Origin of the sequence: Nakamurella flavida (assembly GCF_030811475.1) — a bacterium.
Lineage (GTDB): Bacteria > Actinomycetota > Actinomycetes > Mycobacteriales > Nakamurellaceae > Nakamurella > Nakamurella flavida.
The window spans coordinates 1,545,726-1,558,606 of the sequence record NZ_JAUSQV010000001.1 but is presented as its reverse complement, the minus strand read 5'-3'; the positions used below and the strand labels follow the sequence as shown (position 1 = coordinate 1,558,606).

Sequence of the window (12,881 nt, the reverse complement as noted above, 5' to 3'; positions counted from 1 at the left end):
TCAGTTCCCGATGCTCGGGTCGAAGGTGAAGATCACGAAGCTGCCCAACCCCAGGGTCAGCACGACGGAGGCGCCCAGCAGCATCTGCAGCCAGAAACGGGTTCCGTCCTTGCGGGCGTAGTCGTTGATGATCGTGCGCAGGCCGTTGGCTCCGTGCAGCTCGGCGAGCCACAGCATCGTCAGGTCCCACATCTGCCAGAACGGTGATGCCCACCGACCGGCGACGAAGCCCCAGTTGATGCGGTGCACCCCGCCGTCCAGGATGTTCATGATCAGCAGGTGGCCGAGCACCAGGACGACCAGCACGATGCCGGACAGGCGCATGAACAGCCAGGAGTACATCTCGAAGTTGCTGCGGCGGCCGGCAACCCGCTTGCGGGGCGCCCGGGGGGCCGCGATGCTGCGGTTGGCGGCGGCGGACTCGGCGGCGGTGGTCACGCTTCCCCTCCGAACATGGTGCGGACGGTGCGCTCCAGCATGAAGTACACGCCGGGCACCATCACGACGACCCAGATGGCCAGTTCGGCCCAGAGCATCTGCCGCTGGAAGCGCGGACCCTTGGCCCAGAAGTCGATCAGCATGATCCGGATGCCGTTGAGCGCGTGGTAGAGCACCGCGCCGACGAGGCCGACCTCGAGCAGGTTGACGATCGGGTTCTTGTACGTCTCGATGATGAGGTTGTACGACTCCGGCGAGACCCGGACCAGCGAGGTGTCCAGGACGTGCGCGAACAGGAAGAAGAAGGTGGCCACGCCGGTGATCCGGTGGGCGACCCACGACCACATGCCCACGTCACCGCGGTAGACCGAACCCCGGCGGGGTTTGGGAAGACGCTGGCCAGGGCGCAGCGCTGTGGATGAGGACATGTTCGGGAACGACCTCCGGCATCGGCGGCGGTGTCCGGTCCGGACCCCGTAGGACCAGTACCGCTCCACGGCTGCCCACAGATGAGGGACGGCGCACGGCACGGGCGGCTGGGCTGATCGGCAGGGGGCGGATCGGGCGGTTGGAGAACTGTCTCCGATGCTAACCCTGGGTTCACATGTCCCGCGCATCCGCCTGTTGTGACCTGACGGACAACGCCCAGATCAGGGCCCTGGGCGGACCGCCCGGGGCGCTCCCGGCGCAGGTCGCGCCGGGCGCGGGACGGTGACCCAGGGGGGCCGTCCGGACGCCGTCCGCGACCGGATGCGGATGGCAGGCCACGATTCGGTCACGGACCCGGGGAGGGGTCGCCACCGGAGATACCCCCGGGTAGCGTCCCGTCGATCCGCACCCGTCGCTGCCGACGATGACTTCCGCCGGACGATCTCCATCCGATCGCCGGCATGGTCCTCCCCCCGCGGACGCCCCGCCGGCCTCCGGGCCGGGCGGCGTGCGGTGGGCTCGAGTCGGCGTTCCGGGTACCAGAGAGTCAACGAAGGGAAGTACAGACGTGCGTCGAGCTCATCATCTGAAGCTCATCGCCGGGCTGCTGGCGACCGGTCTGGTCGTCACCGCCTGTGGGTCGAGCGGCACCGCCGCGACCTCGGCGACGTCCGCGGCCAGCAGTGCGGCGAGCAGTGCCACCTCGGCCATGGGCTCCGGGATGTCCTCCAGCAGCGCCGCCACCTCCGGCTCCGCCACTGGTTCGGCCAGTGGTTCGGCGACCGGCTCGGCGTCCTCGTCGGCCGTCGAGTCGTTCCCGGCCATCACCGGGGACGCGGCGAGCGTCAAGCTCGGCATGGCCTACGACGGCCCCAAGGGCGATCAGTCCTTCACCGACTCCGCCGCCCGTGGTGTCGAGGCCGCCACGGCCGAGGGGGTGGAGCTCGTCGCCGAGCTGGCCGCCACCGTCGGGGAGCCCGAGTCGGCCAAGACCGACCGGCTCAGCCAGCTGGCCGACCAGGGCGCCAACACGATCATCGCCGTGGGCTTCGACTACGCCACCGCCATGGGCCAGGTCGCCGCGGCCTACCCCGAGGTGCACTTCGCCATCGTCGACGACTCCTCGCTGGCCGACGTGGCCAACGTGGCCTCGCTGACCTTCGCCGCCGAGCAGGGCTCGTTCCTGGTCGGCGCGGCCGCCGCGCTCAAGTCCGAGGCCGGTCACATCGGCTTCATCGGTGGCGTCAACACCCCGCTCATCCAGAGCTTCGAGGCGGGCTACGACGCCGGCGCGAAGGCCGTCAAGGCCGACATCCAGATCGACGCCACCTACATCACCGAGCCGCCGGACTTCAGCGGCTTCAACGCCCCCGACAAGGGCGAGACGATCGCCAACGGCCAGTACTCCGGCGGCGCGGACATCGTCTACTCCGCCGCGGGCGGGTCGGGCACCGGTGTGTTCAAGGCGGCCAAGGCCGCCGGCAAGCTCGCCATCGGCGTCGACTCCGACCAGTACAACCTGCCGACGCTGGCCGACGTCAAGGACGTCATCCTGACCTCCGCGGTCAAGAACGTCGACGTCGCCGTCTACGCGATGATCGCGTCGGTCGCCGACGGCAGCCCGCTGACCGGCACCCAGGTCTACGACCTGTCCAACGGCGGCGTCGGCTACGCCACCTCCGGCGGCTTCGTGGACGACATCGCCACCCAGCTCGAGGACTACAAGGCGAAGATCATCTCGGGTGAGATCACGGTCCCCTCGACCCTGAGCTGACACCCGGTCACACCGATCAGGGTCCGGCGACACCGCGCACCGCGCGGGTCGCCGGACCCTGATGGTGTTTCATCGGTGAGTTCCCCTGGGCAACCCCTGCGGACCGGTCGACGACGCCCGGTCCCGACCCCCCGAACGGGCGAGGATCGGACGACACGTGAGCGCACAACCAGCACAGGCCGCCCCCGACGCGGGGGCGCCGGCGGTCCGGTTGACCGGCATCACCAAGCGCTACCCGGGTGTGGTGGCCAACTCCGACATCAACCTGACCGTGCGGCGGGCCACCGTGCACGCGCTGGTCGGGGAGAACGGCGCCGGCAAGTCCACCCTGATGAAGACCCTGTTCGGGCTGCACCGCCCCGACGAGGGCACCATCGAGATCGACGGCCGCCCGCAGGAGTTCACCTCCCCGGCCGACGCCATCGCGGCCGGCATCGGCATGGTCCACCAGCACTTCATGCTGGCCGACAACCTCACCGTCTGGGAGAACATCGTCCTGGGGGCCGAGCCGGTCTCCGGCGGGCGGTTGGCCGGGGCACGCGCCCGTGCCCAGATCAGCGAGATCGCCGAGCGGTACGGCCTGGGGATCGATCCGAACGCTCTCGTCGAGGAGCTCGGGGTCGGCGCCCGGCAGCGGGTGGAGATCCTCAAGGTGCTCTACCGCGGCGCCCGCATCCTCATCCTCGACGAGCCCACCGCCGTGCTCGTGCCGCAGGAGGTCGACGAGCTGTTCGGCAACCTCGCCGAGCTCAAGGCCGAGGGCCTGACCATCCTGTTCATCTCCCACAAGCTCGACGAGGTCCGCGCCGTCGCCGACGAGATCACCGTCATCCGCCGCGGCACCACCGTGGGCACCGCCGATCCGCGCACGGTGACCAACCGCCAGCTCGCCGAGATGATGGTCGGCTCCGCGCTGCCCGTCCCCGAGCTGCGGGAGTCCACGGTGACCGACCGGCCCGTGCTCACGCTGACCGGCGTCGGGCTGACCGGCCCGGACGGCCGGGACAGCCTGAGCGAGGTCTCGATGACCATCCGCGCCGGCGAGGTCGTCGGGATCGCCGGGGTCGAGGGCAACGGGCAGGCCGAGCTGGTCGACGCGATCATGGGCATCGAGACGATCACCCGCGGCACGATCACCCTGTCCGGTCAGGACATCTCGACGCTGTCCACCCTCAAGCGCCGGGAGGCCGGCATCGGCTTCATCCCCGAGGACCGGCACCGGCAGGGCCTGCTGCTGGAGGGCTCGCTGTGGGAGAACCGCGCGCTGGGCTTCCAGACCCGCAGGCCGGTGGCCAAGGGTGCGCTGCTGGACCGGGCGGGGACCAAGGCCGACACCCGCCGCATCGTCGAGCAGTTCGACGTCCGCACCCCGGGCATCGACGTCCTGGCCGCGGCACTGTCCGGCGGCAATCAGCAGAAGTTGATCGTCGGGCGCGAGATGAGCGGCGATCCGGTGCTGCTCATCGCCGCGCACCCCACCCGCGGCGTGGACGTCGGCGCCCAGGCCGCGATCTGGGAACATCTGCGCCGGGCACGGGCGGCCGGCCTGGCCGTGCTGCTCATCTCGGCCGACCTCGAGGAGCTCATCGGCATGTCGGACACCCTGACCGTGATCCTGCGCGGACGGCTGGTGGGCACCTACGACCCGGCCACGGTCACCCCCGACGACCTCGGCGTGGCGATGACCGGCGGCCACGAGGCGCAGGTGCAGGCATGAGGTTCTCCTCCCGGCGGCTCGCCCTGGGCGCTGCTGCCCCGGTCGGCGCGCTGATCTTCGCCGCCCTGCTGTCCAGCGTCATCCTGCTGCTCACCCGGCACAGTCCGTTCGAGGCCTTCGGGGCGATGGGCGAGGCGTTCGCCCGGCCCCGGATCCTGGTCGGCACGCTCAACCAGATGGGCTCGTACTACCTGGCCGCCGTCGCGGTGGCCATCGGGTTCAAGATGAACCTGCTCAACATCGGCGTGGACGGCCAGTACCGGCTGGCGGCCATGCTGTCCGCCGCGCTGGCCGGGGCGAGCTTCATGTCCGGGCTGCCCTCGGTCGTGCGGGTCGGCATGACGATCGTCGCGGCCATGATCGTCGGGGCGATCTGGGCCGGCATCGCGGTCTGGCTCAAGGTCACCCGCGGGGTCAGCGAGGTGATCAGCACGATCATGCTCAACGCGATCGCCACGGCGATCGTGGCGTACCTGCTCAGCCCCGGCCGGCTCGCCGTCCAGGAGGGCAACAACCTGGGTACGGCGAAGATCACCGAGGGCGGCACGGTGCCGACCATCGCGGTCACCGGGTCGATCACCCCGATCTACACCCTGACGATCATCGCCGTCATCGTCGGCGTGCTCTACGCGTTCCTGTTGAACCGGACCATCTTCGGGTTCTCCATCAAGGCCACCGGGCTCAACCAGTCCGCCGCCGTGGCCAGCGGGATCAGCGCCAAGAAGATGGCCGTCTCGGCGATGCTGCTGTCCGGTGCGGTCGCCGGGCTGGTCGGCATGCCCGAGCTGCTCAACGGACCCGCCCAGCAGTACTCGATCAACTTCCCGTCCGGCCTGGCCTTCACCGGTATCGCCATCGCCCTGCTGGGCCGCAACCACCCGGTCGGCATGGTGTTCGCCGCGCTGCTCTGGTCGGCGCTCGGCCAGTCGGCCAACGCCCTGCAGGGGGTCGGGGTGCCCAACCAGCTCGTGGTGATCATGCAGGGCACCATCCTGTTGTCCGTGGTCATCGCCTACGAACTCGTCCGGCGCTACCGGGTCAACCTCGAACAACGTGAGGTCGCCCGCGCGCTGACCGCCCCGAGCAAGGAGACGGTGTCGGCATGAGCCTGACCAGTGGAATCGGGGGCCTGCCCGACAGCACCGAGAGCGCGCCCCTGCTGCGGGCGACGAAGTCCACCCGCCGGGGGATGAGCCCGGTGCGCTGGCTGGTCGTCGTGGCCGCGCTGCTCGCCGTCATCTCGCTGGTGCGGCTGTTGACCGGGGCGAACAACCTGACCTCGGTGGGCGCCATCCAGGCCGCGATCACCGCCGCCGTGCCGATCGCGCTGGCCGGTCTGTCCGGGCTGTGGTCCGAACGGGCCGGCGTGGTGAACATCGGGCTCGAGGGGATGATGGTGCTCGGCACCTTCGGGGCCGGCTGGATCGGGTGGCAGTACGGGCCGTGGGCCGGAGTCGTGGCCGGGGTGCTGTGCGGTGTGCTCGGTGGATTGCTGCTGGGCCTGGCCACCATCACCTTCGGCGTGGACCACATCATCGCCGGTGTCGCGATCTCGATCGTGGCCCCGGGACTCGCGCTCTTCCTGGCCCAACTGCTCTTCGCGACCGCCCCCGGGGGCGGCGAGCAGCAGTCACCGCCCGTGTCGGACGTGTACCGGGTGACGGTGCCCGGCCTGTCGGACTGGCTGGGCGACATCGCCGGCAAGGGCTGGTTCTTCGTCTCCGACCTGGCCGGTGTGCTGGGCGGCCTGACCACCCAGCTGTCCCTGCTGACGGTGCTGGCGATCGTGCTCATCGTGGCGTCGGGGTTCATCCTGTGGCGCACCCGGCTCGGTCTGCGGCTGCGGTCGGTCGGCGAGGCGCCCTACGCCGCCGAGTCCCTGGGCATCGACGTCATCAAGTACAAGTACATCGGCGTCATCGTCTCCGGGGCGCTGTCCGGCCTGGCCGGGGCGTTCCTGGTCGTCGGCCTGAAGTTCGTCAACGGGCAGACCGCCGGCCGCGGGTTCATCGGTCTGGCCTCGCTGATCTTCGGCAACTGGCGACCGGGCGGCATGGCCGCCGGCGCCCTGCTCTTCGGCTACACCGACGGCGTGCAGCTGTTCGACTCCTCCGGCACGGCGATGCACGCCTTCCTGTTGTTGGTGGCGATCGCGCTGGCCGTGGTCGCGCTGATGCAGCTGCGCGAGGGCAATCGGGTGGTGGCCATCGTGTCGCTGGTCATCGCCGCGTTCTCGATCTGGTGGTTCGCCTCCACCGACGCCCTGCCCGGTCAGCTGGTCAAGTCGGCGCCCTACGCGATCACCCTGCTGGTGATGGGCCTGGCCTCGCAACGACTCCGGCCCCCCAAGGCCGATGGCATGACGTACCGGAAGGGCGGGGTGTGATGACGGGGACCGATGGGGGTTCGGCGATCGACTGGGCCGCACTGCGGGAGACCGCGGTGCAGGCGGCGCACCTGGCCTACTGCCCGTACTCCGGGTTGCAGGTGGGTGTGGCCGCGCTGGCCGTCGACGATGCCGGCGCTCTGCGGCTCATCACCGGGTGCAACGTGGAGAACGCGTCCTACGGGCTCGGGCTGTGCGCGGAGTGCGCGTTGGTCGGGCAGCTGCGGCTGACCGGTGGTGGACGGCTCGTCGCGGTCGCCTGCCGGTCGGGCCAGGGTGATCTGCTCATGCCGTGCGGTCGGTGCCGTCAGGTGCTGTACGAGTTCGGCGGCCCGGAGCTTCTGGTGGACACTCCGCAGGGCCCGCAGGACATGACCTGGGTGCTGCCCGAGGCCTTCGGCCCGGAACACCTGCCCGCGTGACCGCCCCCGGTGTGACGGGCCCGCACGGGTCGGTGACCGGGGTCCGGATCTGGGACGGGGAGCGCGATCTCGGCGTCGGCACGGTGAGGTGGGCCGACGGTCTCATCACCGAGGTCACTCCGGGCGGCGGGCCGGAGACCGGGCTGAGCCTGGTGCCGGGGCTCGTCGACACCCACGTGCACCTGCTGGGTTTCGCCGGTGGGCGCGACCGGGTCAAGGGATTCGACACCTTCAGCTGGCCGCTGGTCACCGAGGTCCAGGAGCAGGCGCTGCACGGCGCGGCCAACGCGCAGCGGGCCATGCGGGCCGGGGTCACCACTCTGCGCGATCTCGGTGCGGACGAGACGCAGGCCGGTATCGCCCGGGTCTTCGACGGCGACATCCTGCACGGGCCTCGGCTGCTCGCCTCCGGGCCGGTCGGCATGACGGCCGGGCACCTGGACCTGTTCACCCCCCGTGCGGTCAAGGACCGGCCGCCCACCGCGGACGGCCCGGACGCCTGCCGGGCGCTGGTGCGTCGCTGGGCGCGCGCGGGGCTGACCGGCATCAAGATCTACTCCAGCGGCGGCGTGCTCTCCATGGGCGACAAGGTGGGCTGGCGCAACCACACGCGTGCCGAGCTGGCCGCGACCGTCGACGAGGCGCACGCGCTGGGCATGCGGGTGGCGTGTCACACCCACTCCGCGGAGGGCATCGACATCGCCCTGGCCGAGGGCGTCGACTCCATCGAGCACGGCACCGGGCTGACCGCCGAGCAGGCCGCGCGGATGGCCGGCGGGCCGGTCACCATCGCGCCCACCCTGCTGATCAACGACATGATCGCCCGCGCCGAGGTGCCGGTGAGCGCGGAGGCGCAGGAGATCGCCGCCGCGCTGATGGAGCACCGCGACACGGCCCTGCGGGAGGCGGCGGCGGCCGGGGTGCCGTTCGTCCTGGGCACCGACGCCAACGGCTACTTCCTGGAGTTCGGCGACCAGTGGCGGGAGCTGGTCCGGATGGTCGAGGTGCTCGGGTACGGCCCGGAGCAGGCCCTCCGGGCGGGGACTTCGGTCGCCGCGCGGGCTCTCGGGCTCGAGTCGGTCACCGGTTCGGTGCGGCCGGGCCTCGGTGCCGACCTGGTGCTGATGCGCGGCCGACCGTGGGAGCGCGCGGCCGACCTGCGGGTCGAGGACGTGGCCGCGGTGGTCTGCCGGGGCCGGCTCGCCTCGGGCGCCCTGCCGGGCTGAGCGGCGCGCCGATCGTCAGGTCAGCGGGATCCGGTGGCGCGCAGCACGAACGCCGGCGACGACCAGTAGTCGCAGAGTCGCTCCACCCGGACGTCGGTGAACCCGGCGTCGGTGACCTGCTGCGCCCAGTGCGCGGCGGGGTGCTCCCAGTTGGTGCGGGCGGTGGACGGGTCGGCGGGGGCGATCTGGCCGAGCAGCACCGGCACCAGGAAGCCCTGGGCGACCAGGGCCCGGTCGGCGTCGTACTCGGCCAGTCCGCGTTCCCACCGCTCGGCCCGGTCCCGCAGGTGCGCATCGGACCCGGCCGGCGGGTGGTCGACGTCGAAGTCCACGACGACGAGCTCGCCCACCCGGGGAGCCAGCGCCCGGAGGCATGCGGCCCGCTCGTCCGGTTCGACCGACTGGAGGGCGAAGGTCGACTGGGCCAGATCCCAGGTCACGTCGGCGGTGTCGGGATCGGCCAGGGCCTCGGTGAGTCCCTGTGCCGCGGCGCGGACCGGTAGATCGGGGAAGCGCAGCGAGAGGTCGTTCCGGCAGGCCCGCAGCAGCGCCTCGGACGGTTCCACGAGGTCGACGCGGTCGGGGGCGGCGTCGCCGGCCTGCAGCAGGGCGGGAACCAGGGCGCGGCCGTCGCCGCACCCGATGTCCAGCAGGGTCCCGGACCGGTACGAGCCGGCCAGGACGTCGACGGTGCGGTCGTACAGCTCGATGTTGCCGCCGCCGCGGACGAACGCCTGGAACGCGGCGGGGGAGTCGTACACCGGCTCGTCGGCGGGCCGCAGCAGGTGGTCGGCCAGCGCGCGGCCCAGCAACGACCGGTCCTGCACGGAGCGGGCGTGCTCGAGCGCGGCCTCCCGGTCGCCGTCCCGGACCGAGCGCAGGGCGTCGACCAGGGTGTCGAGGGTGGCGGCGGGCAGCTCGGTCACAGGTGGTCTCCTCGGGGCGGGCGTCTCCGGCCGCACCAGCATGCCCGGCGGGAGATCAGGTCAGGACGGCGGTCATCCGGATGGAGACGAGCAGCCCCGGGATCTCGGCGCCGAGCTTGGCGGCGTACCGGGCCGGGGGGTCCGTCGGGAACCACTGCGCGTACTCCTCGTTCATGCCGGCGAAGTCCCCCGGGTCGGCGAGGAGCACGCCCACCTCCACCACGTCGGCGAGGCCACCGCCGCCGGCCTGCAGGATGGCCGCGCAGTTGGCGAGTGCCTGGCGGGTCTGCGCGCCGATCCCGTCCGGCAACGTGCCCGTGCCGACGTCGAGGCCGGTCGTCCCGGAGACGAAGACCTGCGCCCCCACCTTGACCGCCTGGCTGTACAGCGGCGAACGCGGCGCCTGCGGGGTGGTGATGATCTCTCGCGCCATGCCGGCCTCCCGGGTGCTCACCGGCATCCTCGTCGTGGCCCGGTCCGACGACAAGGGGCCGCCCGGCTCGGCGTCGGACGTCCGGCCGTCATGTGCGCCCGTTACCGTTCCGCACCATGCCCCGAGACGAGAAGGACGGCCGCACGATGACCGCTGAGACGACCTCCGCCGCCGCCGCCACCCCGCAGGCCGATCTGCTGATCAGCGACGTGACCGCGCTGGTGCACGGCCCGGACGGCGCCGTGGACTTCCTGCCCGGTGCCGGCATCGTCGTCCGGGACGGACTGATCGAGACGGTCGCGCCGATGGGGGAGCTGGCCGGGGTGCGGGCCGCCCGCACCATCGCGGGGCACGGCCAGGTGGCCATGCCCGGGTTCATCAACTGCCATACGCACAGCCCGATGGTGATGTTCCGCGGGGCGGCGGAGGACGTCAGCGTCGTCGACTGGTTCAACAAGAAGGTCTGGCCGATGGAGGTCAACCTGACGCCGAACGACGTCGAGCTGGCCGCCCGGCTGGCCTGCGCCGAGATGATCGCCGCCGGCGTCACCACCTTCGCCGACCACTACTTCTCGATGGACCGGGTGGCCACCGCGGTCGACGAGAGCGGCCTGCGCGCCAACCTGGGCTGGACCTTCTTCTCCTCCGAGGGCCCGGCCGGCCTGGCCCGTTCGGCCGACTTCGCCCGCGAGTACCGCGGTGCCGCGGGTGGTCGCATCACCACCGCGCTGGCCCCGCACGGCGCGTACACCGTGGACGACGACGATCTGCGTGCCACCGCCCGCATCGCCCAGGACGAGGACATCCTCGTGCACATCCACGCGGCGGAGTCCCGCGCGGAGACCCGGACCAGCCGGGGGAACCGCGGGCTCACCCCCATCGGGGTGCTCGACCACACCGGTCTGCTGGAGGGCCGGGTGCTCATCGCGCACGGCCGCGGCGTCGTCCAGGAGGACCTGCCGTTGCTGGCCCGCGCGCAGGGCCGGGTCGGGGTGGGCAGTGCCCCCAAGGGCTATCTGAAGAACGGCACCGAGACCACCGCGGTGCGCAGCCTGGTCTCGGCCGGGGTCGCCGTCGGGCTGGCCACCGACGGTGCCGCGTCGAACAACACCCTGGACGTGTGGGAGAGCCTGCTCTTCACCTGCCTGGTGCAGAAGGCCGTCGAGGAGGACGAGCTCTGGATGACCGCCCGGCAGGGGTTGCACCACGCCACGCTGCAGAGCGCGGCGGCGGTGGGCCTGGCCGGCCAGGTGGGGTCGTTGGCCCCCGGGCACCAGGCCGACATCATCCTGGTCGACCTGTCCGGCCCGCACACCCAACCCATCCACGATCTGGCCTCGACGCTCGTGTTCAGCGCCCGGTCGGCCGACATCAGCACGACCATCGTGGCCGGCCAGGTGCTGATGGAGGGCCGACGGCTGCTCACCGTGGACGTCCCCGCGGTGGCGCAGGCCCTGGCACCCCGGCTGGCCGCGCTGACCGACGTCTCGCACGGCCGCAGCATCCAGGACTACGCCGCCCACCCGTGAGCCCGGGTCAGCCCCCGGACGCCCGATCCCCGTCGACGCGGGACACGAAGGCGCGCACCAGCTCCGCGGCCGCGGCGGACAGTCGCTCGAGCAGGGCCTCGCCCTTCTCGGCGGTGGCCGCCGTCGGGTCGCCGAACACCCCGGTCACCGACAGCTCGTGCAGCCCGATCTGCAGCGCGGGGAACACCGCCGGGTACTCCGGGTACTCGGCGACGGCGGTGTCCATCCGCACGTCGTCCGGGGTGAGCGCGAGCATGATCGAGGTCTCGAACTCGTCTGCGTGCCGCAGCCCGTACCCGGCCGGTTCGCTGGTCAGCGCCGCGTCCGCGGCCTCGGCCATCCCGGGGTAGTTGATGACCAGGACGGGGAAGTCCCAGCGCTGCACGGATTCCCGGGCCGCGACCCGCAGCGGCGCCTGGTTCCCGAAGTCGCCGTTCACGACGACCAGGCAGCGCGCACCCTGTCGGTGCAGGGCGGCGGCGAGATCCAGCGCGATCGCCCGGACGGTGTCGAACGACAGGGTCAGCGTGCCCGGGAAACCGTCGTTGTCGGTGGTCTGCCCGTACTCCACGGGCGGCAGCACCAGGGTGTCCACCTCGCCGTGCAGGACCGTCGCCAGCCGCCGGGTGAGCCCCTGGGCCATGACGGTGTCGGTGGACAGCGGCAGGTGCGGACCGTGCTGCTCGTACGCGCCGAACGGCAGCAGCGGGACGGCCCCGGCGGCGAGCCGGTCGCCGAACCGCTTCCAGGACAGGCTGTCCGGACCGGCCGCGCTCATGCCAGCAGGGCGGCGATCGCCCACCCGGTCATCTGCTCGAAGCACGTCTCGCGCTCGTCGGCCGTCATCTTCTCCTCGCGGCTGAGGTGATCGGTGATGGTGGCCAGGGTCAGCGCCTCGCGACCGTGCTCGGCCGCCACCCCGTAGAGCGCCGCCGCCTCCATCTCCACGGCCAGTGTGCCGTGCGCGAGGAGCGCGGCCATGGTGTCCGGCCGGTTGCCGTAGAACGCGTCCGAGCTGAAGATCGGCCCGACCCGCGGGGTGACGCCGGCGGCCCGGGCGGCCTGCACGGCGGCCGCCAGCAGCTCGAAGGACGGGGCGTGCGAGTAGTGCACGCCGGGCACCCGGTTGGCCAACGCGGAGTCGGTGTGCGCGGCCGAGCCGATGACGACCTCGCCGAGGGTCAGATCGTCGGCGATCGCGCCGGCGGTGCCGACCCGGATGATGCGCTGCACGTCGTAGAAGCGGTACAGCTCGGTGGCGTAGATGCTGATGGACGGCTGTCCCATGCCCGAGGCCACCGCCGAGATCGGTGTGCCCCGGTAGGTGCCGGTCCAGCCCTCGATGCCGCGGACCTCGGTGACCAGGCGGGCTTCGTCGAAGAAGGCGGTGGCGATCCGCCGGGCCCGGCGCGGGTCGCCGGGCATCAGGACCAGGGGGGCGATCTCGCCCGGGGCAGCGCTCAGGTGGGGGGTGCTCATGGCCGCATTCTCTCCCGGCGCGGACCCGTCACGACTCCGGCGGCCGCCCGCGCCGCGTCGCCGCCCGCACCCGGCTACCGTCGTCGCCAGGCCGGGGGAGGTGCCCGGCCGGAAGGAGTCGC

The 12,881-nt window shown here is 72.0% G+C and carries 13 protein-coding genes; 7 read left to right on the top strand and 6 right to left on the bottom strand.

Annotation, left to right across the window (positions count from 1 at the left end; all coding sequences use genetic code 11):
- Positions 1-438 carry a succinate dehydrogenase hydrophobic membrane anchor subunit gene (locus tag J2S58_RS06930; protein WP_306826811.1) on the bottom strand — a complete coding sequence of 146 codons (438 nt, stop codon included), beginning with the start codon at positions 436-438 and terminating at the stop codon, positions 1-3.
- Positions 435-866: a succinate dehydrogenase, cytochrome b556 subunit gene (gene sdhC / locus J2S58_RS06925; protein WP_205256012.1), complete on the bottom strand. Its 432-nt coding sequence runs from the start codon at positions 864-866 to the stop codon at positions 435-437. The genes J2S58_RS06930 and sdhC overlap by 4 nt, the downstream gene beginning before the upstream one ends.
- A gap of 569 nt (positions 867-1,435) precedes the next feature.
- Between sdhC and J2S58_RS06920 the strand changes: the two genes are divergently transcribed.
- From J2S58_RS06920 to J2S58_RS06895, 6 genes are all read left to right on the top strand, one after another.
- Positions 1,436-2,641, top strand: a complete 1,206-nt coding sequence (locus tag J2S58_RS06920) for a BMP family lipoprotein (protein WP_205258480.1) — start codon at positions 1,436-1,438, stop codon at positions 2,639-2,641.
- A gap of 157 nt (positions 2,642-2,798) precedes the next feature.
- Positions 2,799-4,358 (top strand): ABC transporter ATP-binding protein, encoded by a 1,560-nt coding sequence (locus J2S58_RS06915; protein ID WP_306826809.1) that lies wholly within the window; start codon positions 2,799-2,801, stop codon positions 4,356-4,358.
- Complete coding sequence (locus J2S58_RS06910) at positions 4,355-5,464, top strand: ABC transporter permease (RefSeq protein WP_205256014.1); 1,110 nt, start codon at positions 4,355-4,357, stop codon at positions 5,462-5,464. Before J2S58_RS06915 ends, J2S58_RS06910 begins: the two co-directional genes overlap by 4 nt.
- Before the next feature lie 23 nt (positions 5,465-5,487).
- A complete protein-coding gene (locus tag J2S58_RS06905; RefSeq protein WP_370881857.1) occupies positions 5,488-6,744 on the top strand; it encodes an ABC transporter permease in 1,257 nt (418 codons plus the stop codon).
- Positions 6,744-7,166, top strand: coding sequence for a cytidine deaminase (locus tag J2S58_RS06900; protein WP_205256016.1), 423 nt, complete (start codon positions 6,744-6,746; stop codon positions 7,164-7,166). Before J2S58_RS06905 ends, J2S58_RS06900 begins: the two co-directional genes overlap by 1 nt.
- Positions 7,163-8,392 carry an amidohydrolase family protein gene (locus J2S58_RS06895; protein ID WP_205256017.1) on the top strand — a complete coding sequence of 410 codons (1,230 nt, stop codon included), beginning with the start codon at positions 7,163-7,165 and terminating at the stop codon, positions 8,390-8,392. Before J2S58_RS06900 ends, J2S58_RS06895 begins: the two co-directional genes overlap by 4 nt.
- A 20-nt stretch (positions 8,393-8,412) precedes the next feature.
- Here the strand turns inward: J2S58_RS06895 and J2S58_RS06890 are convergent, their stop codons facing one another.
- Together J2S58_RS06890 and J2S58_RS06885 are read right to left on the bottom strand one after the other, a co-directional pair.
- Positions 8,413-9,318, bottom strand: a complete 906-nt coding sequence (locus tag J2S58_RS06890) for a class I SAM-dependent methyltransferase (RefSeq protein ID WP_205256018.1) — start codon at positions 9,316-9,318, stop codon at positions 8,413-8,415.
- A gap of 55 nt (positions 9,319-9,373) precedes the next feature.
- A complete protein-coding gene (locus J2S58_RS06885) occupies positions 9,374-9,772 on the bottom strand; it encodes a RidA family protein (RefSeq protein WP_205256019.1) in 399 nt (132 codons plus the stop codon).
- 125 nt (positions 9,773-9,897) lie between these two features.
- On the opposite strand from J2S58_RS06885, the gene J2S58_RS06880 reads away from it, so the two are divergent.
- Positions 9,898-11,280, top strand: a complete 1,383-nt coding sequence (locus J2S58_RS06880; protein WP_205256020.1) for an amidohydrolase — start codon at positions 9,898-9,900, stop codon at positions 11,278-11,280.
- 7 nt (positions 11,281-11,287) lie between these two features.
- Here the strand turns inward: J2S58_RS06880 and J2S58_RS06875 are convergent, their stop codons facing one another.
- Positions 11,288-12,058, bottom strand: a complete 771-nt coding sequence (locus J2S58_RS06875; protein ID WP_205256021.1) for a creatininase family protein — start codon at positions 12,056-12,058, stop codon at positions 11,288-11,290.
- The gene (gene deoD / locus J2S58_RS06870; RefSeq protein ID WP_205256022.1) at positions 12,055-12,759 is read right to left on the bottom strand and encodes a purine-nucleoside phosphorylase; all 705 of its coding nucleotides are present in this window, start codon (positions 12,757-12,759) and stop codon (positions 12,055-12,057) included. Before deoD ends, J2S58_RS06875 begins: the two co-directional genes overlap by 4 nt.
- Between the last annotated feature and the right edge of the window lie 122 nt (positions 12,760-12,881).

Excerpts from the sequence above, each read along its gene's own strand:
- J2S58_RS06875 (WP_205256021.1), bottom strand. The coding sequence starts at position 12,058 with ATGAGCGCGGCCGGTCCGGACAGCCTGTCCTGGAAGCGGTTCGGCGAC.
- J2S58_RS06880 (WP_205256020.1), top strand. The coding sequence starts at position 9,898 with ATGACCGCTGAGACGACCTCCGCCGCCGCCGCCACCCCGCAGGCCGAT.
- deoD (WP_205256022.1), bottom strand. The coding sequence starts at position 12,759 with ATGAGCACCCCCCACCTGAGCGCTGCCCCGGGCGAGATCGCCCCCCTG.
- J2S58_RS06910 (WP_205256014.1), top strand. The coding sequence starts at position 4,355 with ATGAGGTTCTCCTCCCGGCGGCTCGCCCTGGGCGCTGCTGCCCCGGTC.
- sdhC (WP_205256012.1), bottom strand. The coding sequence starts at position 866 with ATGTCCTCATCCACAGCGCTGCGCCCTGGCCAGCGTCTTCCCAAACCC.
- J2S58_RS06900 (WP_205256016.1), top strand. The coding sequence starts at position 6,744 with ATGACGGGGACCGATGGGGGTTCGGCGATCGACTGGGCCGCACTGCGG.